Origin of the sequence: Paraburkholderia sp. WC7.3g, from assembly GCF_050436345.1 — a bacterium.
Taxonomy (GTDB): Bacteria; Pseudomonadota; Gammaproteobacteria; order Burkholderiales; family Burkholderiaceae; genus Paraburkholderia; species Paraburkholderia podalyriae.
This window is the reverse complement of sequence record NZ_JBNDMA010000001.1, coordinates 1,736,214-1,762,110: the sequence shown is the minus strand read 5'-3', so window position 1 is coordinate 1,762,110 and position 25,897 is coordinate 1,736,214. Positions and strand designations below refer to the sequence as shown.

Below are 25,897 nucleotides of genomic sequence, written 5' to 3'. Positions count from 1 at the left end.
TCGAAGGGCAAAGTCGATTGAAAGGCCAAGGTCGTGTGGTGTCGGTGATGCGTGTTTTTCAACTGTGGCGCAGATCGAGTGTGAACGGAAACTCGAGGCTGCGCTGCGCTCCGCCCACGGCGAGCGGCCCGGGCGTATGACCGGACGCGAAGAAACGCGAGCGGCGCCGGCTTTCCGCCTCGTAGGCGTTGACCGGGAAAGTCTGATAGGTGCGCCCGCCCGGATGAGCGACATGATACTGGCATCCGCCGAGCGAGCGGCCACTCCAGGTGTCGACGAGGTCGAACGTCAGCGGCGCGTGGGCGCCGATCGTCGGATGAAGCGACGACGGCTGCGACCACGCGCGAAAGCGCACGCCGGCGACGCACTCGCTGACGCGGCCGGTCGGCTGCAGCGGCACCGGCACGCCGTTGACGCTCAGTACGTGACGATTGCCGTTCAAGCCCAGCGCGCGCACCTCTAGCCGCTCGACCGACGAATCGACATAGCGCACCGTGCCGCCGGAGGCGCCCTCCTCGCCCATTACGTGCCACGGTTCGAGCGCGTTGCGGATCGTCAGGTCGATGCCGCTCAACGTCATCTCGCCGACGAGCGGAAAGCGGAATTCGAAGTGCGGCGCGAACCACGCGCTATCGAATGCGAAGCCCGCTTCGCCGAGCTCGGCGAGCACGTCGTCGAAATCCATCTTCACGAAGGTGCCGAGCAGGAAGCGGTCGTGCAGCTCGGTGCCCCAGCGCGTCAGGCGCTGCGTGTATGGCGTGCGCCAGAATCGCGCGACCAGTGCGCGCAGCAGCAGTTGCTGCACCAGACTCATGCGCGCGTGCGGCGGCATCTCGAAGCCGCGCAGCTCCAGCAGGCCGAGGCGGCCGGTCGGTCCGTCGGGTGAATAGAGCTTGTCGATGCAGAATTCGGCGCGATGCGTGTTGCCGGTCACGTCGATCAGAATGTTGCGCAGCGCGCGGTCGATCATCCACGGCGGCAGGTTGTCGCTGTCGCGGCCGCCGAGCAGATCGACCTGCCGTTGCAATTCGGCGAACGCGATTTCGAGTTCATAGACCTGATCATTGCGCGCTTCGTCGATACGCGGCGCCTGGCTCGTCGGCCCGATGAACAGCCCGGAGAACAGATACGACAGCGATGGATGGTTGTGCCAGTAGGCGATCAGGCTCGCCAGCAGATCGGGCCGGCGCAGGAACGGGCTGTCGGCCGGCGTCGCACCGCCGAGCACGAAGTGATTGCCGCCGCCGGTGCCGGTGTGGCGCCCGTCGAGCATGAACTTCTCACTGCTCAGATAGCTGTGCGCGGCCGACTGATACAGGTACTCGGTGTGATCGACGAGCTCGTCCCAGTTCGCGGCCGGGTGAATGTTGACTTCGATCACGCCGGGGTCCGGTGTGACCTGCAGCACTTTCAGGCGCGGGTCGCGCGGCGGCGGATAGCCTTCGAGCACGATCTGCATCTTCAGCGCGTCGGCCGTCGCTTCGACCGCGGCGAGCAGGTCGAGATAATCGTCCAGATCGGTCAGCGGCGGCATGAACACGTGCAGCAGCGTGCAGCCGCTCCCGAACGAATCGGCTTCGGCTTTCGGGCCCGCCGCGCGTTTCGGGTCACGTGCCTCGATGCAGATCGCGGTACGGAGCGTGTCCTTCGACGATTCGCCATGCGCCGGCAGCGATTCGTCATGGCGCGGCGGCGCATACGCGAGCACGCCGCCGTGCGGCGTGCCGCTCAGCAGATCCGCCGCCGACAGCGACAGCGCCGCTGCCTGCCGGGCGCTCGCCGCTTCGTCGGTGTCCTGCCGGCTGTAAGGGCCGCCTTCTTCGTATTGCACGCGCAACTGCGCGGCCGTGCGCAGCGGCTGCGGCGGCGCGAACGGGTCGTGCGCGTGCTGATGCGGGTAGTCGGTCTTCGACACCCACGGCAGCGCATCGAGCGGCAGCCGGTAGCCCATCGGCGAATCGCCGGGAATCAGGTACATGCGGTCGTCGCGGAAGAACCAGCGGCCCGTGATCCACGTCGGCGCGAGGCCCGGCGCGGCGCGCTCGCGGCCGATCGGCAGCACGTAGCCGGACGGGCTTGCGAGCCCCGCGTCGAATACGCGGCGCAGCCGCACGCGTTCGAGCTCGTCGTCAAGGCGCGCGTCGAACGGATCGACGTTGACCGGCAGGCGACGCTCGCGCCACAGGTAGTACAAGGTGTCCTCGTAGCCGGGCTGGATGCAGTCCGTGTCGAGCGACAGCTTCGCGGCCAGATGCGCGATGAAGCGTTGCGCGTCGCCGGCCGTATAGCGGCCCGGCTCGCGTTCGTCGGCGAACAGCGCGGGGTTGTGCCAGCACGGCTCGCCGTCGGCGCGCCAGTACAGCGACATCGCCCAGCGCGGCAGTTGCTCGCCCGGATACCACTTGCCCTGGCCGATATGCAGGAAGCCGTTCGCGCCGTAACGTTCGCGCAGCCGGTCCATCAACGCGACCGCGTAGCCCCGCTTGGTGGGTCCAAGCGCATCGGTGTTCCATTCGGCGGCATCGCGATCACGCACCGACACGAAGGTCGGCTCTCCGCCCATCGTCAGTCGCACGTCCATGTCGGCGAGTTCGTGGTCGACCCGCGCGCCCATTTGCAGCACGCCGTGCCACGCGGCTTCGCTGTACGGCTTCGTGACGCGCGGCGACTCCAGCACGCGTTCGATGGACATCGTGTGTCCGAACTCCACCTCGCATTCGTCGACCGCGCCCGCGATGGGCGCCGCGCTGCCCGGCTCCGGTGTGCAGGCGACCGGTATGTGCCCTTCGCCCGCGAGCAGCCCCGAGGTCGGGTCGAGCCCGATCCAGCCAGCGCCGGGCAGATAGACCTCGCACCACGCATGCAGGTCGGTGAAGTCGACTTCGGTGCCGCTTGGGCCGTCGATCGATCTGACGTCGGGTGCGAGCTGCAGCAGATAGCCCGACACGAAGCGCGCCGCGAAACCGAGCTGCCGCAACGTCTCGACGAGCAGCCAGCCCGAATCGCGGCACGAGCCCGATGCGTTGGTGAGCGTCTCCTCGGGCGTTTGCACGCCCGGCTCCATCCGGATCAGGTAGCGGATCTCGTGTTGCAGCCGCTGGTTCAGCGCGACGAGAAAGTCCGCGGTGGCGGCCGGCGTGCGGTCGATGCTCGCGACGAATGCGGCGAAGCGCGGCGTCATTGGCCGCTTCACGCTGTAGGGCGCGAGCTCGGCCGCGAGCTCCGGCGCGTAGTCGAACGGAAACTGCTCGGCCGACGATTCCAGAAAGAAGTCGAACGGGTTGTAGACGGCCATTTCGGCGACCAGATCGACGCTCACCTTGAACTCACGCGTCTGCTCGGGAAACACGAGCCGCGCCTGGTAGTTGGCGAACGCGTCCTGCTGCCAGTTGATGAAGTGCTTCGCGGGCTCGACGCGCATCGAGTAAGACAGGATCGGCGTCCGACAATGCGGCGCGGGCCGTAGCCGCACGACCTGGGGCGACAGCGTAACGAGCCTGTCATAGCGGTAATGAGTAACGTGATGCAACGCGACGCGTATGGACACTCCGGACTCCTCGACGAAAAGGGCAGCCGCCAAAAAAGCAAGCTCTATGCCGTTGCTGGACAAACTCGCGTTAACCGCCCGGTGTTGGCTGAATTGCGTGGGCGTTTTGCGTACCTCTTGTCTTACCGCCGGCCCGCGGCAGACCGTGCACCAAAGCGGCGCAGCACCGATGCACGATCATGACCATACTGTGCGTTAAACCGGTGACGTCTGGCAATCGCGGCATGAAGATTGCGATGGCTTTCGCTCACCACCGCACACGACATCGCACGCATCACGAGGCCCGCTCGATGAAAACCTTCCACTGCCATCGCTGCGCGCACCTCGTGTTCTACGAGAACGTCCGCTGCGAGCGCTGCGAGTCGCTGCTTGGCTATCTACCCGAACTGCGAGAAATCAGCGCGTTCGACTACGCCGGCGGCGGCCGCTGGCGCAGCCTGCATCCTGACGCGACAGGCGTGCTGTTCCGGCAATGTCACAACTACGCGGTCGAAAACGTCTGCAACTGGATGATCCCCGCCGATTCGCCCGATACGCTGTGCCGCGCGTGCCAACTGACCCGCACGATTCCCAATCTGAGCGAACCCGAAAACCGGCTCTACTGGTACCGGCTCGAGGTCGCGAAGCGGCGTTTACTGTACACGCTGGGCGAGCTTGGCCTCGACGTGCAGGCGCGCGACGCTGACCCCGAGCACGGCCTCGCGTTCGAATTCCTCGCCGACGGCGGCGACTGCGACCGTGTGATGACCGGTCACGACAACGGGCTGATCACGCTGAACATCGCCGAGGCCGACGACGCGCATCGCGAGAAAGTGCGCACCGCGATGGGCGAACCGTACCGTACGCTGCTCGGCCACTTCCGCCACGAGATCGGCCACTATTTCTTCAGCCAGCTGATCGAAAACGAACCACGCTGGCTCGAACCGTTTCGCGAGCTGTTCGGCGACGGGCAGGCCGACTACGGCCAGGCGCTGAACGCGTACTACCGTGACGGCGCGCCGGCCGGCTGGCAGGCGTCGCACATCAGCGCCTACGCGACGATGCATCCGTGGGAAGACTGGGCGGAGACGTGGGCGCACTATCTGCTGATCGTCGATGTGCTCGATACGGCGACGTCGTACGGACTCGCGCTGCTGCCCGACGATCCGAGCGAACCGACGCTGACCGACCGCACGCCAATCGAGGATGCGAGCTTCGGCAATCTGATGAAGCGCTGGTTTCCGCTCACCTATGCGCTGAACAGTCTGAACCGCAGTCTCGGCATGCCCGACGGCTATCCGTTTGCGCTCGCCGCGCCGGTGGTCGACAAGCTGCGCTTCGTGCATCGCGTGATCGCAGCGGCGGGTGACAGGAGCACATAAAAACGCCGCCGCCGGACCAACCGGCAGCGGGCATTCATCACGCTCGTCATCGAGCCGCGAGCGACAAGCCACGCGACCTCAGTAGGCCACATACGGCCCCTTCCCACCCGGCGTCGACTGCTGCTCGATCGCCGCATATACGTTGCGGCCGTAGAAGAACGGCAGCCCCCAGTCGAACACCGTCGAGGTGACGAATGCCGGTCCGGCGAGCAGCGGCAATGCCGAGTCGCCGCCATAAGTCTGCGCGATCGACATCGCGTTGCCGACATCGAACGTCACCGCGCTCGTCGTACCATTCACGCCTTCGATCATCGCGCCGAACTGCTGCGTCGAACCCGGGCAGTAATACGCGCTGTTCGGGCTCGCGCAAGCCGGCATCAAGGTGGTCTGGAAGAAGAGTCCCGTCGAGCCGCTGTCGAGAATGCTGCGCGTGTACGCGGTGCCGTTCTGCACCGTCGTGAACGTGCCGCTCGATGGACTCACGCCGATCACCTGCGCCCCGCCGAGCGCATTGTTGCTCTGCGTGCCGATGCCGAACACGAGCTGCCCCGACACCGATGGCGCGCCGCCCGACACGGTCGGCAGACTGAGTATGGAGCCGTTGTTGTCGGTCGCGAAGTACGGCACCGGATTGGCGACCTGGTACGTCTGCGCGAGCGGAATCGACGTGCAGTTGGTGCCGCTGCACCCGTAGTAGGTCGCGGGGATCGCCTGCTGCGCGCAGTTCGCGCCGCAGTCGTGCTTGAACACGCCGATGCCGAGAATGCCGTTCGCCTGCAAACTGGCCGGGGTGTTGCGCGCCGCGCCGACGGCCGCGCAATCGCCCGGCAGCGACGCGTAGTTCGGGTCGATCACCTGGATCGGCAGCGACGCGGCTTTCTCGCCGGCGAGCTGCACATCGGCGAGCTTCACCGCGCCCCACGTGTAGCCGTCGAAGAACTGCATGCATTCGGCGACGAGGTTGCCCGCGCCGTCCTTCTGCTGCGGCAGGCTCATCGACGCGGGCAGTTGCGACGCGAACACGCGCACGCCCCACGAGCCGGTATCGACGAGCACGTGATCGATCGTCTGGCAATTGCTGGTGCCGGGTGCGCAGATCGTGATGCTGACGAACGGCATGTTCGGCACGTTGCTGATGCCGGAGTCGACCGTCACGCGCACCGCGTTGGCGGCCAGCACCTGCGGCGACGGCGACGTGTTGGTCACGGTCGAACCCGACGAGCCGGTCGAGCTGGTCGAGTTGCTGGACGTGCTCGAATTGGCCGTGGTGCTCGCACCATCGCCCCCGCCGCCCCCGCCGCCGCACGCGCTCAGCAGCAGAGTCAACAGCATGATGGGCGCCGCGCCCAGCACAGTCATCCACGAAGACCTGGATCGCATGATTCGCTCCGCTATTGAATGACGCTGACGTCGACACCCGCCGGCACCGCCCGCGGTAGATACGCATAGCTGGTAAACGCGCGCAGATGGCCGCTCGAGAACACCACGAGATCGCTGTTCGAGACCGCGAGCGGCACGCCGCGCCGCGTCGTGCTGGCGGTGACGTAGGCGTCGAAGGACGCGCCGAGCATCGCCTTCAGATCGGGCAGCGTCGGGCCATCCCATGCGATACCGAACACGATGCCATTGGCTGCCACGTACTCGCGCACCTGGGTGCCGGACGGCAGCGTGAGCGTATGCACCGCATACGCGCCTTGTGCGCTAGCCGCGCGAGCGACCGCGTGCAGGCGCGCCTGATCGCCGTCGACGGTGGCGGCGTTCTGGCCGAGCGTCGCGTGCGCGGCGAACGGCAACGCGCAGCATGCCCCGAGCATTGCGCAGGCAATGCGGGTAATCAGCATCGATTTCAAGAGATTTCCTTCGAGGTGAAACGCCCGCGACCTGGATGAAGCCGATCACAAACGCGAAACAGGGGGGCGCACACCTAACCGGCTAAGCCGGATTGCCTTCACGCCGGTTGGGCTGCGTGAATGCGTCTACGGAAAGGCGGGACGAAACTTTAGTCAGCGCAATGGCGCGCGCCAATCGTTTGCGGCGCGATTCAAAGCTTTGCGAGCCAAGCCGCGGTTCGATTCCGTTTGATCGGCGCGGACAAAGCCTTTTAGCGACAATGCTTTGACGCCTCTTCCGGTTCCGTATGACATTTGGAACGAACAGCCGGTTGAAATTGCGGCCGTCCCGCGTAAAAGCTGCGAATAGGGGGCTGCGTTTTTTCGCTCATGTAAGCGTCTGCTGAATAACGCGTGAGCGGGTGCCTATTCGTCCGACTACGTTCGACTTGCAACGCAAATCGCGAAGGCCAAAAAAAACCGCGAAGGGCTATGGTGGCCCTCCGCGGTTTCGATCGTTCGGAAGTTGCAGCGCGCGTTACTTCTTCTGCTGCTCAAGCATCGACTTCAATTCCTGCACGTTTTCTTCGACGCGTTTCGCGATTACCGCATACGACTCTGCCTGCGTCTGATACGCGGCTTGCGCGAGTTGCTGCATGTCGGCGAGCGATTTGTGCAGGCTCTGCTGGATCAGCTCCGCGGTTTTGCTCGACGGCGCGGTGCCGGCCGCCGTGAGTTGCGTCGTCAGCGACTGTAGCTCGCCCAGCGTGGTGCGCAGCATGTCGGCCTGTTTCTGCGCGAGCGACTGCATCCCCTGGAATGCTGTCTGATTCGCCTGAACCAGCGCCTCCATGTCCTTGCGGCGCGCTTCCATGATGGCGGGCACGTCGAAGCCGGGGAGCTTGAACTGCTCCAGCATTTTGGTGAAATCGCCAAACGGATTGGCTGCATCAGGTCGGTCCATGCGAAATCCTCCTTGCGGTTGAAAACTCATCGCCTCTGCGCCGCCCGCACCAGGCGCGACGCCGATGCGGGCGGCGGCGTGTGCCGCGCGTGCGGCCACGGCGAGGTGGTTTTGGGGTCGCACGGCACATCGCAGCCATCATGCGCTATCCGGCTGCGTTGCGCCAGCGGGCTCACCCTGGCGCGAAGGGCAAGCGGTCGGTGCGTCTCTTCAGGCGCCGTGCCGCGCGCATCGAAAGGCTCGGAAAGTTATTGCATGGTTTTCGTAACCCGGCGGATCAGCGTGTCGACTATCGTTGCGAGGAGCCGGTCCATCGTGGCGCCGGCGCTGTTTTCGATGGAGGCGACATCATGAGAAAAGCATTCCTCAGCGCGGCCGTGGCCGCGGTTATTGGCATCATCGCGACGACCGCGCTCGCGGACGACGGCATGCCGCCGGGGCATGGTCCGATGATGGGTCATCCGAGCCCAGCCTTCGCCGTGGTCAACGATCTCGAACAGCTGCGCCGTCTGTATGCGCTGAACGGCAATGAAGGCGAGATCGTCGCGGTCTACCACGACGTGCTGAACAAGACCCAGGACCCGATGCTGCGTCACTACGTGTACGACTCGCTGGCGCGCGAGCAGCTCAAGCCCGTCAATCCCGAGCAGGCGATCGCGACGCTGCGCACGAGTCTCGCCGAAGATCTCGCGGCGGCGAACAAGGCGCCGCATGGCACGCCACCGGGTCCGTCGCCGGCGCAATAAGTTTTCGTCGCGGATTGCGAACGCAGCGCCGCGCGACGATCGCTGGAAGCGCTCCCCCAGCCCCACCCCGCGCGGCGCTCGGGGACTTCGTGGGCTGTCCCACATTGGCGCTTCACTGGCGCTTTCCATCTTCCGTCAGGTGATTACGATAGGAGCTCCACAACGCAAGGACAGGGTGAAGGAATGCGCTATCCGCTGGACATGGCCATTGCCGCCGCCCTGCTCGTGTTCGTGCTGTGCTGCATCGTCAAGCTCGCTTTGAACTGATCGGCGGCTCGACTTCCACGCCCCTCCTTCGACGCGCTCCCCCGCCGTTTCGCGTCGCGCTTCACCGCGTATGCCGCCGCGCGCAGCCGCGTTTCGCGCGTTCATTTCGCCGTGACATCACTCGAAATAATTGTTGAATGGAGTTCGGCGGGGCACTCGCCCATACTTCGTTCGCTGCCGGTGCGTGACGAATCACAGACGCATGAGATCGAAAGGCTTCACGTGCGAATCCCCTCGCCGATGATCGACGATCCCACGGTTGCCCGATCATCGGCGATGGACTCGAACAGACTGGCACCGCGTGCCGACGACAGGATCATCATGTTGACTTCAGTGAACTTCATCAAAAAGAACGCCGCCCGTTTCACCTGCATCGCACTCGTCTGCGGTAGCGCGCTTCTGAGCGGCTGCGCCGGCGCCAGCGTCACCAATCTGAGCGCGACGAGCGCGTCCGCGACGGCCGACGCAGGCGCGCAATCGACGATGCATCCGGACACGATCTACGTCTATACGTTCGATGCCGATCCGCAGCAGGTCAAGCTCGACAACGGCGGCGTGCTGCAGAAACTGAAGACGCAGATGTCGGGTTCGTCGGGCGCGCAGAAGCAGGTTGCCGATGCCGCCCAGGTGCGCGAGCAGGTCGCCGACGAAATCGTCCATCAGTTGCAGGCGATGGGTCTGCACGCGGTGCGCACCGACGCGCCGGTGCCCGCCGGCCAGAACGTGCTGCTCGTGCAAGGCAGCTTCGAGACGATCGACGCCGGCAATCGACGCCGTCGCACGCTGATCGGCCTCGGCGCGGGCAAGAGCGAGGTGAGCAGCTCGGTACGCATCGTGTACCAGCCTGCAGTCGGTGCGCCGCGTGTCGTGCAAAGCTTCATGGCCAACGCGGACAGCGGCAAGATGCCGGGCATGGTCGAAACCGCCGGCGTCGGCGCGGCGGCCGGCACCGTCGCGACTGCAGCCGCGGCCGGCGCGGGCCTGCACGGCGTGAGCGAAACGAAGCGCGCGGGCGTGTCAAACGATGCAAAGCGCCTCGGCGATGCGGTCGCGAAAGAGATCGCGCAGTTCGGCGTCGAAGCCGGCTGGATGCAGACCGCGCAGAAGAGCTGAGCGGAGGCGGCGGCGCCGCGGCCAGCGCGTTCGCCCAATCGACCGACACCGCCCCCGCCGCCGACGACACGCTACCCGCCATCAAGGTCTAGGCGGCCGCCTTCGAAGAGCTGCCCGGCGATCTGTCGCCGACTTACGCGGGCGGCCAGGTCGCACGCGGCGCCGACTACGGCGTGCTCGGCAAGCAGCGCGACATCGACATGCCGTTCAGCATGACCACCGGCCGTATCGGCCTACGGTGCGACGACGTACCTGACCCAGGGTGCGCCGCGTACGTTCCTGCTGTCGGTCAGCACCGACTTCTGATGGTCTGACGTGATGTCGGTCGCCTGTGCCGGGCGACTCGCATACAAAAACGCTGCCGGGCTTTCTGAGCCTGGCAGCGTTTCTGTTTTACGCGCGAGCTGAACGGCGTGCGCCGCGTCGGGTCATTCGACCGGCGGCTCGCCTTGGGGTTTTTTCTTCAGCCGCTGTGCCTCCGTGCCAACGCTACCCAACACAAACAACCCAACCCAACGCTCATGAATGTTCGGCGGACCGCGTGGTCTCGCCTGTGCCCGCGACCGCGGCCGGCGTATCGGCTGCCGCGCCCATCGTCACCAGCACGCTGCACGTCACGCGATCGAGCAGCAGTCCGTCGTGGCGGCCGCCCCACCAGCGCGCGAGTCCGTGACTGCGACGATGGCCGACCACGACCAGATCGGCCTTCAGATCGTTGGCGAAAAACGGAATCTCATCGAGCGGTTCGCCGATCGCGAGATGACCTGTCGCGCGAATTCCGCGTGCGGCGAGTTTCTGCAAGCCCTCGTCGAGCAGCGCTTTGGCGGATTGGTTGATGAAATCGACTGGCACCGCGGACGTGATGTCCGCCCCCTGCATCCACGCCGTATTGTTGAGCACGGAAAGCAGGTGCACTTCCGCCTTCAGGTCTTGCGCGAGAGCCGCCCCGTCCTTCAACGCGTGTTGTCCTTCGCGGGTTCCGTCGTAACAGAGAAGAATGCGCTTGAAGCTCGACATGAGAACCTCCTTGCGCGGCGCGCGCGGCACATCGTCATTTAATTATATGTCTATTCGTGACATATACCGCGCGACGCTCATGCATGCAAACACCTACAGAGACGCCATAAACAAGGCACTATTCACGAGGTTCGGCCGACACCGAACTCCTGCCTTGAAATAGCGAAATGCGCCGGAATCGTTCCCGCTCGCGTTCCTCGTCCTCGACCTTGCAGAGCAACGTCGACAATCCCCACGACAGCGCGCCGGCGATCAGCCCCGCGAGCGCGCACGACGCGAGCCCGAGCGTGCCGAGCGGCAAGGTCTGCAATGGAAATAGCGGGCCGCTGCCCAGCAATAGCGGCCGCGAAAAGCCCGCCACCGCGCACGAAACCGCAGCGGGCAGCAAACTGCGCGGCCGCAATTCGAATAGCAGCAGTTCGACCGCGAGCAACACGGCGGCGACGGGCGTGCCGAACACCGCGGTCATGCCAGCGACCGCGCCCGCCACCAGCAGCGTCTTGCGTTCGCCGCTCGACAGATGGAAGAACTGCGCGATCAACGAACCGAGCGCGCCCCCCCGTCATGATGATCAGCCCTTCGGCGCCGAACGGTCCGCCGCTGCCGATCGCGATCGCCGACGCCAGCGGCTTCAGCACGGCCACCTTCGGCGACATGGTGCTCTTGCCGAACAGAATCGCCTCGATCGCTTCGGGAATGCCGTGCCCGCGAATCTGCTCCGAACCGAAGCGCGCCAACAGCCCGACGATCAGACCGCCGACGACCGGCACCACGATCACCCACAGCCCCAACGTATGACTGGCGGGCGAGCGCCCCGCTGTCGACAGCGTCTGAAAGAAGAACAGGTTAGTGAAGAAGCTGATCAGGTGCAGCAGGAAGTCCGCGACGAACGTGCTGAACAGGCCGACCACGGCGGCAATCACCGTGATTCGCAGAAGCCGGGTATCGGTGGCGAAGTCGCCTTTTGGCGCATGCGTCTGCACTGCCGCTCCTGATGGTCGAATAAAGATGGGGGATTCGTGTGCCGTCGTGGCAGCATCGAGCATGCATCAGCCGTACCCGAGCGCACGCCGTTGCGCGGCGCGGCGGCCAGCAACGCCGCGCTACGACTGCGGCCACAGAAAGAAAACATGAGCGGCGTTTGCCGCGGGATCGACGGGCAATCCATAACCATGCGGCCGAGCGGTCCATGCCTCGTGCGGCGAACCGTTCGGCCATTTCACGAGCACCACCGCTCCATTGGACAACTGATCGACAACGGTGCCGCCATACACGCCGATCACCCTGCTTCGCACGCCGGCATCGCACGACGCGCGGCATGAGCCGCGCATCGGCTGCTGGTATCGGCCGGTCTCCAGCGCGGGCGAGAACGCATAGGCCAGCGGAACGGCGCAAACCGACATCAGCAGGATTGCGAATTGTCGACGCGATGTAGGTCGTTTCATCGCGACTCCTTCGACGAACTACAGCCCCCAGATAATGTCCGCATCCGACTCGCGCGCCGCACGCATCATGTCGAGAAACGGCCACGCGCGCTGCGACAACCGGTTGCGCGACTCGCGTTGATTGCTCGTCGAGCGATGCAATGCTTCGAGCGTCGTTTCCGCGGCCGCATCTTCGGTGATGGCGGCTTCGAGCCGATCGATCGCGCGGGGCAGCTCGTCATGGCTGATGACGCCGCGCTCGCCAAGCCGCTTGCCGACCAGGCCGAGCAGATATTGCGCGAGATCCCTGAGCATGACGACATCCGGCGACGCCGTCGATTGAAATGTAATCATCATGATGGCTCCCTCATCGAGATATCAGGCAACGGGCCAACCAATCCGCTCAACCCCTGTCGATCATTTTATATCACGACGTGATAAAAAAGCACGGACACACGTCGATCCGGTGCCCGGCTCGCTGGATGCGTTTTTATATCATATTGAAATATAATCATGACCAGACTGTATTCGCGTTGCCAGGGTTTCCCCGGTAATGTTCGGACCCGCATCATCGACTACTTTCCGCTCCTATCTTGTCCCGCTCCCTTGCATTTGGCTGGCTAGCCAGCTTTCTCCCCGCCCCGGTCACCGTGAAATGGCACGAGCGTGCGCGTTCCTGCGTCGGCGCGCTGCTCGGTATTTCGTTTACTGGCGGTCTGATGTACCTGCTGCTCGGGCCGGCCGCGAACATTCCGCTGCTCGTCGCGCCGATGGGCGCCTCCGCCGTGCTGTTGTTCGCGGTGCCCGCGAGCCCGCTCGCGCAGCCGTGGTCGATCATCGGCGGCAACCTGGTGTCGGCGACGGTCGGCGTGACCTGCGCGATGCTGATCGGCGATCCGACGCTCGCGGCCGCCCTCGCGGTGGCGCTGTCGATCTCCGGCATGTTCGCGCTGCGCTGCGTGCACCCGCCATCGGGCGCGGTCGCGTTGACCGCGGTGCTGGGCGGCCCGGTCGTTCATGCGCTCGGCTACCGCTTCGTGCTCGAACCGATCGCGATTCAGTCGGCCGCGCTGCTGTTCGCGGCGCTCGTCTACCATGCGGCGACGGGCCACCGATACCCGCATGCGGGCCGCCAGGACCGCGCGACGCCGAGCCAGGCCGCCGACGAAGCCGCGCGCGTCGGCTTCACGCGCGACGACGTCAAAGCCGTGCTCGGACGCCGTGACGAAATGCTCGACATCGACACCGACGACCTCTATTCGCTGCTGCGCGAAACGCAGCTTCAGGCCTTCTCGCGCAGCTTCAACGAACTGCGCTGCGAAGACGTGATGTCGCGCCACGTCGTGTCGGTCTCCGCTGGCACGCGCGCCGCCGCCGCATGGCAGTTGTTCAGGCGCCACAACGTGAAGGCGCTGCCGGTCGTCGATGCGGCGCGGAAACTGCTCGGCATCGTCACGCGCGCCGATTTCGTCGACAGAAGAAGCTTCGGCTCGCTCGGTCCGATCCTGAACTACTTCGACGGCTGGCTGCGCGGCGATGCGCTTCGCACGTCGGACGTCGGCAGCGTGATGACCACCGACGTCTGCACCGTCGCCGCAACCGCGCCGATCACCGAACTGGTGCCGATGTTCGCGAACTTCGGCCATCACCACATACCGGTGCTCGATCGCGCGGGGCGCGTGGTCGGCATGATCACGCAGGTGGATCTGATCTCCGGCCTGTATCGACAAACCGCCACCCGGGCTCACCAGGCGGCCTGATTTTCAATTGAAAGACCGAGGAGACCCGCCGCGCGATGCCGCCGCGACGGCCGCAATTCGCACAAATACATCATGAAATGATACATTTTGGGTTTTCTTCACATCGGCGGATATGCCATGAAAGTACGGACTCGCAAGCTCCTTAAGAGGGATTTCGAGCAGCTGTCGCAGTTTCGCTACCAGATGCGGCGCTTCGAGCGCTTCTCCGAGCAAGCGGCGCAGAACGAGGGCATCACGCCATTGCAATACCTGTTGTTGCTGCATATCAAGGGCTATCCGGAGCGCGACTGGGCAACCGTCGGCGAACTCGCGGAGCGTCTGCAGGCGCAGCATCACGGCGTCGTCGCACTGGTATCGCGCTGCGAGGCACTGAATCTGGTGCGCCGCCAGGTCAGCGAGATCGATCGCCGCCAGGTTGAAGTACACATTGAAAAAGCGGGAGAACGGGTACTCGAGCGGCTTGCGGAATTGCATCGCGCCGAATTGAGATCGCTCGAAGGCTCCTTCCAGATTCCACAGATCGACCTCGACTAACCATGAGCATGGATTCCCACAAACGCGACTTCGCGGCGAATGCCCGGCTGCCCGGCATTTTCGCGCTCGCCGCGTGCATTGGCTTCGTCAGCACGATTGCCGCTTTTGTTCTGCTGAACCTGATTCGCCTCTTCACCAATCTGTTTTTCTTCGGCACGCTGTCGTTCGTCGACCGCTCGCCCGCCACCAACACGCTCGGCCTGTGGGTGATCGGCGTGCCGGTGGTCGGCGGTTTGATCGTCGGCCTGATGGCGCGCTTCGGCTCCGAAAAAATTCGTGGCCACGGCATTCCCGAGGCGATTGAAGCGATCCTGTTCGGCAAGAGCAAGATGTCGCCGAAAGTGGCGGTGCTCAAGCCGTTGTCGTCGGGCATCGTGATCGGCAGCGGCGGGCCGTTCGGCGCCGAAGGCCCGATCATCATGACCGGCGGCGCGCTCGGCTCGCTGATCGCTCAGTGTGTGAAGGTCACGTCGGCGGAACGCAAGACGCTGCTCGTGGCCGGCGCCGCGGCCGGCATGACCGCGGTGTTCGGCACCCCGGTCGCGGCCGTCCTGCTCGCGGTCGAGCTGTTGCTGTTCGAATGGCGCCCGCGCAGCTTCCTGCCGGTCGCGGTGGCCTGCGCGGTCGCCGGCTTCGCCCGGGCGATTTTCTTCGGGACAGGTCCGCTGTTTGCGCTGCAGACCGCCGCTCCCGATGGATGGTCGCTGCTGTCATGCGCGGTCGCGGGCGTGTTGTCGGGCGTGCTGGCCTCGGGGCTGTCCGCCGCGCTGTACAAAGTGGAAGACCTGTTCGGCAAGCTGCCGGTCCACTGGATGTGGTGGCCCGCGCTCGGCGGCATCGTCATCGGGATTGGCGGCTGGCTCGAACCGCGTGCGCTCGGCGTCGGTTACGACGTGATCGGCGATCTGCTGCATCAGCATATCGCGGTGCAGGTCGCTCTTTTGCTGCTAGCCGTGAAGGCGGTGATGTGGGTCTTCGCGCTCGGCTCTGGCACGTCGGGCGGCGTGCTCGCGCCGCTGCTGATGCTCGGCGCCGGACTCGGCACGGTGCTCGCGCGCTGGCTGCCGGGCAGCGAGCCGGCGCTGTGGCCGCTCGTCTGCATGGCCGCGACGCTCGGCGCCACGCTCGGCGCGCCGCTGACGGCCATCGTGTTCGCGTTCGGCCTCACGCACGACGCCAACGCGCTGCTGCCCCTGTTGACGGCAACGCTGATCGCGCACGGCTTCTCCACGGTCGTGATGCGGCGCTCGATCATGACCGAGAAAATCGCGCGACGCGGTTATCACATCTATCGCGAGTACGGCGTCGATCCGCTCGAGCGCCACTATGTCGACGAAGTGATGACCGCCTCGGTCGAATCGGTCGATGCCGCCACGACGGTCGGCGAAACGCTGCGGACGCTGTTCGGCGCGACCCAGCTGCGCCGCGCGTATCCGGTGGTGCGCGCCGGCGCGGTGATCGGCGTGGCCGACCGCATGTTGCTCGAACGCTTCTGCGCCGAGGACGCGCAGCGCAAGCGCGCGATGACGCTCGCCGACGTGTTCGCGCAGCACAACACCGCTTTTGCTTTGTCATCCGAAACCTGTCGGCTCGTGGCGACGCGGCTCGCGGTGCTGGGTCTCGAACGCCTGCCGGTGGTCGCCGATGGCAACAGCATGCGTCTGCTCGGCATCGTGTCGCGCAGCGATCTCGTCAAGCCGTCGCTGGCTCACTTCGAAGAGGAGCACAAGCGGGAGCGTTTCCGTCGTATCGGGCCGTCGCTGGGCAAGCGGCGCTTCGCGGCGGTTCGTAAAACCAGCTAAAAAGGCCGCGGTAAACACCAAAGGCCGAGGCCCGTTGGGGCCTCGGCCTTTTCATTTGCGCACGGCGCTATTTGCCCGCGCCACGCGACTCCGTGCAACCGAGCACCAGCGTATCGCCCGATTTCGCGCCGGGGCCCAACGCGGCGCTGTGAACGTCGGCGTCGTCACAATGCCATTCGGCGTGGAAGTCGCGTGGGCATGCCAGCGTCGTGCCGCCTTTGTGCAGGCCGGGCAGCGGGTACTCGCAAGTCGCCCGTCCGTTGCAATGACGCGCGAGTTCGCGAGTCAGATTGCCGCGCGGTGCGCCGCAATTCTCGCCATAGGTGCCCGATACGATCGTGATCGCGCGCATTTGCGCGTCGGCGTGCGCGGACACCATGCATACGCCGCTCGCTAGTGCCAGCGCAGCACGAAGCATTCCACTGACGAAAATCCGTCCGCACCGCGAAGTTTCCATCGGCTTCGTCACTTTGCACCTCCATTCCCGCCAAAGGCGACGCACTCAACCGAAACGCGCCGTCTCTACCTGGTATAGAGGAAACAGCAAAGGACCGCCAAACAAATACCAACGCCTACGCGCAATAGCGGAAAAAGCCGTTATTCAAGCGCCTTGTCATTCGGCTGCGCGTAAAGCTGTTTCAGCGAATCGCTCATCGGAAAATCGAAGCTGATGTTTTTCGGCGGCACCGGCTTGATGAACCATCGGTCGTACATCGTGTGGATTTCCGGTCCTTTCATCACCTGTTCGAGCGTGTCGTCGACGAGCTTTCTGAACTCGGGATCGTCGCGTCGCAACATGAAGCCATACGCTTCCGACGATTGCGGCGTGCCGGTGATGATCCAGTCCGACGGCTTCGCGGTCAGCGTGCGCGTGCCGGCAAGCAACACGTCATCCATCATGTACGCGACGGCACGGCCGCTTTCGAGCGTCAGGCGCCCTTCGCCGTAGTCCTTCGCGCTGATGATCTGCATGTTCATCTTCTTGTCCTCGTTCATCTTGCGCAGGATGCGCTCGGACGTCGTGCCCTGATTCGTCACGACCGTCTTGCCCGCGAGGTCCGGAAAGTCCTTGATGCCCGAGTCCTTGCGCGTCAAAAGACGCGTCGTCGCGACGAAGAACGTGTCGCCGAACGTCACTTGGCTCTGGCGCGCGGCGAGATTGGTCGTCACGCCACATTCGAGATCGACCGTGCCGTTCTGTACGAGCGGAATGCGATTCTGCGAGGTGACGGGGATGAAGCGCACCTTGAGGTCCGGACGCTTCGTTTTCACCTTGACCGCATCGATGACCTTGTTGCACAGGTCCTGCGAAAAGCCGACCACCTCGTTGTTCGCGTCGACGTACGAGAACGGCACCGACGTCTCGCGATGGCCAATCGCGATCACACCGCTTTGCTGGATCTTCGCGAGCGTAGACGTCGCGTCCTGCGCGAACGCGCCCGGACTCGCCAACGTTACCGCCACGAGCACGGCAACAGTGGACCAATTCATCACTTTCATAGGTATCTCCAATCGTGCGGCAGGTTCCTGATAGATGGCGGGCTGCTGCGCCAGCCGTCTACATATGTTGCCATTAAAAAATTAATTGCAACATATGTTAACTACCGAGTGTTGAATTGCCGTGTGTCGGCGCTTTCCGGCCAACCAGTCGTCATCGATCCGTACCGGACACCATTCTCTAAACCGTACAGGTACTGTACCGGGCCCTATCGATAGAATGAGCCTCACCGTTTTCTGTTGGCGACACCGGAGCCCCCCATGTCTTTCGTCACTCTCAGCGCGCTGCCCGCCAGCATTCTGTTCGCGCTCGTCACCTCGATCACGCCGGGGCCGAACAATACGATGCTGCTCGCGTCGGGCGTCAATTTCGGCTTTCGCCGTACGCTGCCGCATCTGTCCGGCATCAGCGTCGGAGTGGTGCTGTTGATGTTGTCGGTCGGTATCGGCCTCGGTGAGGCGTTCGTGCATTTCCCCGTGCTGTATACGGTGCTCGAAGTCGTCAGCGTCGCTTATCTGCTGTATCTGGCATGGAAGATCGGCACGTCCGGTGAGTTGAAGCTCAGGAGCGGCGAGCGTCGCCCGATGCGCTTTCATGAGGCGATCGCGTTTCAGTGGGTCAATCCGAAGGCGTGGATGATGGTGCTGACCGCCGCGACGACGATTCATCTGAGCAACAGCTTCGGTATGAACGCGGTTGCGATGGCCGCAGTGTTCTATGTGATCGGCTTTCCGTGCATCTGCGTGTGGGCTGGTTTCGGCACCGCGATGCGCGAGGTGCTGTCGAACCCGAAGCGGCTGCGCGTCTTCAACATCGCGATGGCGCTGCTGCTCGTGGCATCGCTGTATCCGATCGCGCTGAAGCTGCTTGGGCACGGCAACTGAGCTTTCGACGCGCGCCGCCGCGTCTTGTACGCATGCAATAAAGTTCGTACCTAAAATCCTGTGTTCATAAGGGTTAAGCTGCAACGCGGTTCTCGACCAAGATGCCTTAAGTTTGCACATTTGACTTCGCGATGGTCAAGGTGGCCCGAATTTCAAAACACAAGTTTGGGCTTCGTCGCAGTAAGGATCGAAGAGCGAGCGAGATCGATATGCGAAGTACTGCTTATATTGCGAGCTCGTAGAATTGATCAGCGGCGGACGGATGGGCTCCGCGAGCACATTTCATCTGTCCTTTGGCGATCATGTGCATAATCTCAATGCCGGCCAGAAGGATCCGGGCACAGCGAAAGTTCTTGAACCCCAGCATGGGCCGCGTTCGTCGTTTGATCGCCCGATGATCCTGCTCGACGATGTTGTTCAGATATTGATATGACTTTCCATGTCAATCGCGATGTTGATTTTTCGCTTTTTCATAGGCGCGAGAATTCCCTGAGGGCGGCGTAGCAGTAAGGTCGACGGTGGATCACACTGATATCCGCGGATTGGCTACCGCATTACAGAGGTCCGCCTCATGAGCCTGCCGCTGTCTTGGGCCGCAAATTGGTGATGCCCGTTGCGAAATATCTTCGCGGGTTACTCGAGTGCCGGGCTACGCCGCCTTCAGGAAACTCCTCCACTTGTTGTCTTGCGTTGAGTGGCGGGCGGCTTACGCGGTCTGTGCGCTGCGTGACGTGGCAAGCGACATCGCCAGGCGGCTGATGTCCCAGATGAAGCCCGCTAGTTCACGGGCGACGGCGACCGTCGCGATATTGACGTGTTTGCCGCGCACTGCCAGCTTCCGGTATCGCCGGCACAACCGGACCTGCGCGTCCCAGGCGCGATCGATAATGGCCTTCGGAATACCTTCGTGCCGACGCTGGATGTCGCGGCTCACGCGCGCAGGATGCCGGTAGCTCCAGGCCGCCTCGACCAGCAGCTTTCTGGCGTAGCTGTTGCCGGTCTTGGTGATGCTACCCCGACGTCGCTTGTCGCCCGAGGAATGTTCCGACGGCGTCACCCCCAGCCATGCCATCAGTTGACGTGGATGTTCGAAGCGTGACAGGTCGCCCAGTTCCGACAGTATCCCGACGGCCGTGACGAACTGCACGCCCCGCATCGCCTGCAGTCCCAGCAGGGCTGGATAAAACCGCCAGTTGACGACTGCCTCGCGTAGCGCTGCTTCGAGGCGATCACACTGCGCGAGTCGGTCCTCGATCGTGCGCCGGTGTTCGTCAAACGCCAGTTGCCGCCACGGGTGCCCGAATGAATATGCGCTGAGCCAGCGCCGATGGGCGGCGCCCCAGTTCGCGTTCCCGGTATAGTGCACGCCATGCGAGAGCAGGAACGACTTCAGCCGCTGCCGCGCCTGCTTCAGATCGTCTCTGGCACCGGCCCATGCCCGCGCCAGATCCCGGAATGCCTCATCCTCGACGCCCGGGACATAGACCGCTGACAGGTCACCGGCGCGCAGCGCTCGCACCAGTTTGATCGCATCGCGCCGATCCGTCTTCACGCGCTCGCCGGGCTTCTTCGGAATCAGCGATGGTGCACACACGATGCAGTCGAATCCCTTCTGGACGAGCTGCCGGTAAAGCCCATAACCACACGGACCCGCTTCGTAGACGATGCGTACGTGTCGCCCTTTTGACTGCAGGCGCCTGCACAGGCGGTCGATATCTGCCTTCGTCGTACCGATCTTGCCAAGCAGTTCCACCTCGCCCATGCCGATCGCGTAGGCGACCGTGATCGAATCCTTGTGAACATCCAGACCGACGTACACCGTGCTATCGCTTTCCATGCTGGCCTCCGTGCCGGAAATCGCCGGGTGTGGCGCTGTCCACACCGTGCGGCTCTGGCAGCAATGCTAACCCGCGTCTGATTCGTCACGGCTGGCCAGCCCCTGCCTCACGGAAAGTCATACTGCCTTGGACTGGCGGATCCTGATGGGCGCTTCACGATCGGCATTGATCGCTTCGAGCGCGGCGAGATTGGCGCCGCTTTTGTCGATGATTACCGTTTCGGGTATACCGTTCTGGGCGCTCGATTTCTCAAAGTAACGCCGGGCCGCAGTCTTGTCCCGATGGGCGCGTAGCAGAAAGTCAATGGTGTTGCCGTCCTTGTCGACGGCCCGGTAAAGATACCGCCATTCCCCCTTGACGCGGATGTACGTTTCGTCCATCCGCCAGCTCTTACCCACCGGCCGTTTGAGGCGGCGAAACGCTTTCTCCAGCACCGGCAACAGCTTGATGGCCCAGCGGTGCACAGTCGAATGATCGACCGAAACGCCGCGCTCAGCCATCGTGTCTTCAAGGTGGCGTAGGCTCAGCGGATAGGCCACGTACCAGCGCACGCAGGTCAGAATCACGTCGAGCGGATAATGCAGGCGTTTGAGCACTCGGGCCACCGCCGGATTCATCGTCTTCATCGAGCTTTCAGTCGTTCGTGTCGTTCCGCCCATCATAGCGGACCGGCCTTACTGCAACAGAACCTGTTGACGTGCACGCGCATCTGACTGCCTGCCGAACACTCGAGTGTCAACGATATCGGACATTACCGCGTGGTTTCCGGCCCGTTCCGCGCGCATTGTCCTCGACGGTTCTATGCTGCTTCATTGCAACATTGAACGCGTTTGCAAAGGCGCGATGGTTTGTTTGCAATGTAACCCCGCCGTATCTGCGTTGCGACAGAAGACGGTGCTTCGAGCACAAGATTGTCCTTCGGTCTTCCAATGGCGTTCGCGCCGTTCGACGCGGTGTTGTCCTCGGCTGGCTGCTCGGTGAGTTCCGGCGAGTGTGCGCGTTCAAAAGATCGCGACGCAGGCCTCCCCATTTGGTGGACAAGCGACACAATCGGATCAATCTGCCTATGCTCCAGTTACGTCGGTCGTGTCGATGCTCTCGCCACGGCAACGTGTGCGCCGCGGACCGGCGCGGCCGCATAGGGGTTGAATCGACGGGAGCGGCATTGGAGGAACTATAGGGATGCGAATAGTCAGTTATCTTGAGCGGCTTGCTGACTTACTACAGCCGCAATACAGCCAGAGCGCGAGTTCCTCCAGTCCGGAGTACCGGACTCAGGATCGGCTACCACCGGGTACGGATTCCGTCGCCATACGCTGGTATTCGACGAAGTGGGCTTATGCTGCCGCGATTTTCCTGGTGTTGGGCATCAGTGCCGGTTGGGCGAGCACGTTTGGTTACCTGACCCCCGACTCCTGGTATTACCTGCATCTTGCTCAATCGATCAGAGATGGGCAGGGCTGTTCGGTGCAGGGCGCCTACTTTGCAACATTTCCTTGTGGCTATCCGCTGGTGATTGCCTTGACTGCGCCTTCGACCGAGTTAGGCGCCTTGATCGTAAGCAGCAAGGTCACTAACCTTATCCTGCTGTTCGTCGGCTTTTTCTTCCTGATGAAGACCTTCAGGAATGTGCTGGTTCCGGTTCTAATCGTCGTCAATCCGTTCACCATCGAGCTTTACCAGTACACATTGTCTGAAAATCTATTTTTGCTTGCATTTTGCGCGTCTATCTATGCAATCTCCAGAATTGCGCACAACGGTTCATCACGCTGGTACGCGGTATTGCTAGCGTGCACGCTCATTGTCGGATGTTCGTCGAGATATTTCTTTGCGCCGTTTTCCGTGGTAATTTTCGCTGCGGCATGGATCTCGTACGGCAGAACGACGGCCATTAGAGCATTGCCTGCATTCGTGGCCGCCGCAATCTTTTTCCTCGGGTATCAAAAATTCAATGTGGTCGCGACGGGTTTTCCTACCGGTATGCCGCGTATCCCAGCGGCAGAAACCTTCGTTTTTCTGTTGTTTAGGTTCATCCGTCAGGTCGGGAAAGAGTTTATTATCACGGGGGCGTTGCTGCTGATATTGCTATGGGGTTTGAAGCGAACTCGAGGGTGGGCTTCTGCGTCGGGGAGCCGGGCACGCGTCGATGCACAGCCTTGCCGCCTGCTGGCGCTAAGTGGCGCAGGCTACCTTTTGCTCGCGTTCTATCTGCGCACCTTGACTCAATACGATATCTATTCGCCGCGCACTGTGAGCTACGGTCTAGTTTTTGTGATCGCTGCGCTTGTCGGGCTGGTTACCCGTACAAGAACGAACTATTATCCGGCGATACCCGTCATTATTTATGGGGCCTTTTGCCTGCTTACTGCGCAGGCGGAATTTATTACGACGTTGGCAGGAAACATTGTCCATCATCGATACGTCTCGCCTGCCGATGCACTTGAGCGCTATCGCAATTCGGGCACAAATGCGGACGTAATCGTCTCGTTACGTGTCCCGGATGTCGGCCCAACCATGGACGGGTTTGATCAGCTTTATTATCCGAAACGCGCGTCGATTATCTGGGTCGAGGCGGCGCCCTATTCGGTACCCGATACCGTCTCTAACCTGAAGAAAAAGATCGAGAATGCACGGACGCAGTCCTGCGTTTTCGATTTCACACCGTTCAGGAATAGACAAGACTTGGAGCGATTTGTCGACAGGTCGTTTCCTGTCGGATTCAGCTTCCGTTCCTTCCCGCATGGTCTACAAGTCGACCAGCGAGGGACACTTGATCCTTCAATGCGGTCTCTTTTGCTGGCGAAGTTCCAGCCTGGCCGCTACGTTGCCTGCTCATTTTGATTCCGGTTCGCACAAGCAGGGGCTTTTCGTCGCGATGAGGCACGTCCTGCCGTGGCCGGCCGACCCTGACCGAACCCATGTTATTCGATGTGTGCAATGGGCCAGTCGGTCTGGCCGGGCGAAGGAGCAAGGCTGTACGACGCCCCGCTGTTTGCCAGTTCGCAGATCGGTTCTGTCCGCAGTAAGGAGAGAAGCTTCTTTCGAATCTCGAGTGGGTGGACTGCCGGGTCAAGCGCGGGCGCAAGCCCGGCGAAGCGACCGCTTGACGCGCGTGGTGCAAATAAGCTGGTGCAGGGCTGGTTGCGGCAGAATGCGGCAACCAGCCCTGCAAGACCAAGCGAACTATGACGAACCAAACTCAGCTGTTTGAAGCCGCCCTTGGAATCAAGGCGCCGTGGTATGTGCAAGGTGTCGATTTCGGCACGGAACTGACTATTGCCGTGGACTTTGTCGCGGGCAGTCGGTTTGCCTACCCCGGGGTGCCTGGCGAACACCCAGTGCACGACACGGTTATCAAACGGTTGCGCCATCTGAATTTCTTCCAGTTCGACTGTTATCTGGAGGTGCGCGTGCCGCGTGTGCGCTTGCCGGACGGCTCGGTGCGGCTCGCACAGCCTGACTGGATGGGCAAGCTGGATGGCTTTACGCTGCTGTTTGAAGCGCTCGTGCTGACGCTGTGCCGGGAGATGACATTTGCGGCAGTGGCCCGCCTGGTGAACCTGTCGTGGCATCGCGTGAAGGCCATTTGCGACCGTATGTCGATCTGGCCGTGGCCGCGACTGACCTGTCCGACGTGAGCGCCGTGGCCATTGACGAAACCTCGTGCCGACGGGGCCACGACTATGTCTCGCTGGTCGCCGACATGGATCAGCGGCGCGTGGTCTTCGTCACGCCAGGCAAGGATGCCGGCGTCGTCGAACGCTTTGCCAGGCACCTGGAGGAACACAACGCAACGCCTGCACAGATCCAGTCGGTCAGCATCGACATGTCGCCCGCCTTCATCAAGGGCGTGGACGAGCATCTGCCCGACGCACGCGTGACGTTCGACAAGTTTCATGTGGTTGCGCACGCGTCCAAAGCCCTCGACGGCGTGCGCCGCGAGCAGCAGAAGACCGATCCCGCACTGAAGGGCATGCGCTGGTCGTTGCTCAAGGATGCTGACAAGCTGAACCTCGTGCAACTGACCGATCTCGAGGCGCTGATCAGCCAGTACACCACCAACCGCACCGCCCGTGCCTGGATGTACCGCGAGCAGTTGCGCGAGATTCTCGATCGCAAGCAGATCCACGTCGTCTCCAAGATGTTGCGTCGCTGGTGCACCGGCGTCATGCGTTCCAAGGTCGAACCCATGAAGGACGTCGCACGCATGATTCTTCGTCATTTCGACGGCATCGTCGCGTGGGCCCAGACGCGCCAGACCAATGGCTTCATTGAAGCGATCAACGGCCTGTTTCAAGCGGCCAAGCGCAAGGCGCGGGGATATGCCAGCTTCAAAACCATGCGAACCGTGTTGTTCCTAATCGCCGGCAAGCTCGACTTCTCGGCCATCAATCAGCATGCCTCGTGAGCCGCATTACCCACTCCACTCTTAAAAGAGCCAAAGATTACGCGCTAGACGCCTATTTCTTCATGACCATCATCTCGTCGAAGTTCACGAGACAACCTGAATTGGCTGGATGCTTTCCCGCCGCAACAACGAGACTGTCGTCGCGCAAATCCGCTTCCCAATTCATCTCCGAAGATGCTAGCAATATTGGTTCTTGACCGCATATCGTGCGCACTGCAGCCACCTCGTTTTTGTAGTGCGTCTCCTTCAGCAGGATATAGCCCGTAACGCTTGCCGCAGCGAGGACCGAGTTCGCGACGGCGAAGGCGACTACTACATGGAATAGTTTCCGATTGGATGAAAACCCCGCAATGACCAGAAATGGGACCATATAAAACATCGGGACGTAGCGGGCCCACCACGATTGCGGATGTAGCAGAACGCTCGCTAACGTTGCGAAAAGAAACATTTTCGCAATATCACCGCCGCCTCTCCTTCTCCAGAAGAAAGAAGCGATGCACGCGATAAACATAACCCCGAAGAAGGGTCCGAACGCGCCGAAACGCGCAGCAGCCGTATGCAGCGCGATAAACGCGTCGCGCAAGTGGGCGTATGACGGTACAAAGGTAGGCTCCGCGTTCTCGCACGGCCTACAATCCAGCGGCAGCGAGAAATACGATAAGAAAACCCTCTGCAAAGGATTCATTGCAAGAAAGTGTGCTGACACTTTTCCACCGATGATATCGACCTTGTCGCTGCCCAGCACGGGGTAGAAAATGTGTTTGCCAGCAACCATGTTCTGCACGTACGGCGAATAGCCGATCACTGCGACAGCGACAAAAGACCAGATGACCAACTCTCCGATAACTTTCCGGTTCTGAGTCAGAAAGCGTCTCTTTTCGCCGGGCGGTTTCAAAGGTGAAGCG

Annotated in this window: 19 protein-coding genes and 5 pseudogenes; 10 read left to right on the top strand and 14 right to left on the bottom strand. The window is 62.7% G+C overall.

Annotated features, from left to right (window positions below):
- Positions 1 to 58 precede the first annotated feature (58 nt).
- A complete protein-coding gene (locus OKW43_RS08165) occupies positions 59 to 3,547 on the bottom strand; it encodes a DUF2126 domain-containing protein (RefSeq protein ID WP_429446458.1) in 3,489 nt (1,162 codons plus the stop codon).
- A 290-nt stretch (positions 3,548 to 3,837) separates the two neighbouring features.
- Between OKW43_RS08165 and OKW43_RS08160 the strand changes: the two genes are divergently transcribed.
- Positions 3,838 to 4,908, top strand: coding sequence for a zinc-binding metallopeptidase family protein (locus OKW43_RS08160; RefSeq protein WP_429446456.1), 1,071 nt, complete (start codon positions 3,838 to 3,840; stop codon positions 4,906 to 4,908).
- A 78-nt stretch (positions 4,909 to 4,986) separates the two neighbouring features.
- Here OKW43_RS08160 and OKW43_RS08155 read toward each other — a convergent pair whose 3' ends face one another.
- From OKW43_RS08155 to OKW43_RS08145, 3 genes are all read right to left on the bottom strand, one after another.
- The gene (locus OKW43_RS08155; protein ID WP_429446454.1) at positions 4,987 to 6,288 is read right to left on the bottom strand and encodes a DUF3443 domain-containing protein; all 1,302 of its coding nucleotides are present in this window, start codon (positions 6,286 to 6,288) and stop codon (positions 4,987 to 4,989) included.
- A gap of 11 nt (positions 6,289 to 6,299) precedes the next feature.
- Positions 6,300 to 6,749 (bottom strand): DUF2844 domain-containing protein, encoded by a 450-nt coding sequence (locus OKW43_RS08150; RefSeq protein ID WP_429447363.1) that lies wholly within the window; start codon positions 6,747 to 6,749, stop codon positions 6,300 to 6,302.
- Between the two features lie 526 nt (positions 6,750 to 7,275).
- Positions 7,276 to 7,701, bottom strand: coding sequence for a phasin family protein (locus OKW43_RS08145; protein ID WP_187637284.1), 426 nt, complete (start codon positions 7,699 to 7,701; stop codon positions 7,276 to 7,278).
- Between the two features lie 350 nt (positions 7,702 to 8,051).
- On the opposite strand from OKW43_RS08145, the gene OKW43_RS08140 reads away from it, so the two are divergent.
- The 3 genes and pseudogenes from OKW43_RS08140 to OKW43_RS08130 all read left to right on the top strand — a co-directional run.
- The gene (locus OKW43_RS08140) at positions 8,052 to 8,447 is read left to right on the top strand and encodes a hypothetical protein (protein ID WP_429446452.1); all 396 of its coding nucleotides are present in this window, start codon (positions 8,052 to 8,054) and stop codon (positions 8,445 to 8,447) included.
- 588 nt (positions 8,448 to 9,035) lie between these two features.
- Entirely contained in the window at positions 9,036 to 9,827 is a 792-nt protein-coding gene (locus OKW43_RS08135) for a DUF4410 domain-containing protein (protein ID WP_429446450.1), read from the top strand.
- Between the two features lie 17 nt (positions 9,828 to 9,844).
- A pseudogene (locus OKW43_RS08130) lies at positions 9,845 to 10,048 on the top strand (hypothetical protein); the annotation flags it as partial.
- A gap of 298 nt (positions 10,049 to 10,346) precedes the next feature.
- On the opposite strand, the gene OKW43_RS08125 reads toward OKW43_RS08130, so the two are convergent.
- From OKW43_RS08125 to OKW43_RS08110, 4 genes and pseudogenes are all read right to left on the bottom strand, one after another.
- Complete coding sequence (locus OKW43_RS08125; RefSeq protein WP_187637281.1) at positions 10,347 to 10,844, bottom strand: universal stress protein; 498 nt, start codon at positions 10,842 to 10,844, stop codon at positions 10,347 to 10,349.
- A gap of 199 nt (positions 10,845 to 11,043) precedes the next feature.
- Positions 11,044 to 11,827: pseudogene (locus OKW43_RS08120) on the bottom strand (chloride channel protein); the annotation flags it as partial.
- 120 nt (positions 11,828 to 11,947) lie between these two features.
- Positions 11,948 to 12,289, bottom strand: a complete 342-nt coding sequence (locus OKW43_RS08115) for a hypothetical protein (protein ID WP_187637280.1) — start codon at positions 12,287 to 12,289, stop codon at positions 11,948 to 11,950.
- An 18-nt stretch (positions 12,290 to 12,307) separates the two neighbouring features.
- Entirely contained in the window at positions 12,308 to 12,625 is a 318-nt protein-coding gene (locus OKW43_RS08110; RefSeq protein ID WP_187637279.1) for a DUF1840 domain-containing protein, read from the bottom strand.
- 236 nt (positions 12,626 to 12,861) lie between these two features.
- Between OKW43_RS08110 and OKW43_RS08105 the strand changes: the two genes are divergently transcribed.
- From OKW43_RS08105 to OKW43_RS08095, 3 genes are all read left to right on the top strand, one after another.
- On the top strand, positions 12,862 to 14,028 hold the full coding sequence (locus OKW43_RS08105; RefSeq protein ID WP_429446447.1) for an HPP family protein: 1,167 nt from the start codon (positions 12,862 to 12,864) through the stop codon (positions 14,026 to 14,028).
- A 117-nt stretch (positions 14,029 to 14,145) separates the two neighbouring features.
- Complete coding sequence (locus OKW43_RS08100; protein ID WP_027195810.1) at positions 14,146 to 14,562, top strand: MarR family winged helix-turn-helix transcriptional regulator; 417 nt, start codon at positions 14,146 to 14,148, stop codon at positions 14,560 to 14,562.
- Between the two features lie 2 nt (positions 14,563 to 14,564).
- Complete coding sequence (locus tag OKW43_RS08095; RefSeq protein ID WP_429446444.1) at positions 14,565 to 16,364, top strand: chloride channel protein; 1,800 nt, start codon at positions 14,565 to 14,567, stop codon at positions 16,362 to 16,364.
- Between the two features lie 67 nt (positions 16,365 to 16,431).
- On the opposite strand, the gene OKW43_RS08090 is transcribed toward OKW43_RS08095, so the two are convergent.
- Both OKW43_RS08090 and OKW43_RS08085 read right to left on the bottom strand, forming a co-directional pair.
- Positions 16,432 to 16,833: a hypothetical protein gene (locus OKW43_RS08090; protein WP_187637276.1), complete on the bottom strand. Its 402-nt coding sequence runs from the start codon at positions 16,831 to 16,833 to the stop codon at positions 16,432 to 16,434.
- A gap of 128 nt (positions 16,834 to 16,961) precedes the next feature.
- A complete protein-coding gene (locus OKW43_RS08085; protein WP_429446442.1) occupies positions 16,962 to 17,864 on the bottom strand; it encodes a glutamate/aspartate ABC transporter substrate-binding protein in 903 nt (300 codons plus the stop codon).
- Positions 17,865 to 18,122: 258 nt separating this feature from the next.
- Between OKW43_RS08085 and OKW43_RS08080 the strand changes: the two genes are divergently transcribed.
- On the top strand, positions 18,123 to 18,746 hold the full coding sequence (locus OKW43_RS08080; protein ID WP_187637274.1) for a LysE family translocator: 624 nt from the start codon (positions 18,123 to 18,125) through the stop codon (positions 18,744 to 18,746).
- Positions 18,747 to 18,969: 223 nt separating this feature from the next.
- Here the strand turns inward: OKW43_RS08080 and OKW43_RS08075 are convergent.
- From OKW43_RS08075 to OKW43_RS08065, 3 genes and pseudogenes are all read right to left on the bottom strand, one after another.
- Positions 18,970 to 19,182: pseudogene (locus tag OKW43_RS08075) on the bottom strand (DDE-type integrase/transposase/recombinase); the annotation flags it as partial.
- Between the two features lie 270 nt (positions 19,183 to 19,452).
- Positions 19,453 to 20,583 (bottom strand): IS110 family transposase, encoded by a 1,131-nt coding sequence (locus OKW43_RS08070; protein ID WP_429446439.1) that lies wholly within the window; start codon positions 20,581 to 20,583, stop codon positions 19,453 to 19,455.
- Between the two features lie 126 nt (positions 20,584 to 20,709).
- Positions 20,710 to 21,210: pseudogene (locus OKW43_RS08065) on the bottom strand (IS6 family transposase); the annotation flags it as partial.
- Between the two features lie 556 nt (positions 21,211 to 21,766).
- On the opposite strand from OKW43_RS08065, the gene OKW43_RS08060 reads away from it, so the two are divergent.
- Positions 21,767 to 23,425 carry a hypothetical protein gene (locus OKW43_RS08060; protein WP_429446436.1) on the top strand — a complete coding sequence of 553 codons (1,659 nt, stop codon included), beginning with the start codon at positions 21,767 to 21,769 and terminating at the stop codon, positions 23,423 to 23,425.
- A gap of 344 nt (positions 23,426 to 23,769) precedes the next feature.
- Positions 23,770 to 24,992 (top strand): annotated as a pseudogene (locus tag OKW43_RS08055) (ISL3 family transposase).
- Positions 24,993 to 25,044: 52 nt separating this feature from the next.
- Here OKW43_RS08055 and OKW43_RS08050 read toward each other — a convergent pair.
- Positions 25,045 to 25,887 carry a hypothetical protein gene (locus OKW43_RS08050; RefSeq protein WP_429446433.1) on the bottom strand — a complete coding sequence of 281 codons (843 nt, stop codon included), beginning with the start codon at positions 25,885 to 25,887 and terminating at the stop codon, positions 25,045 to 25,047.
- Positions 25,888 to 25,897: the final 10 nt, after the last annotated feature.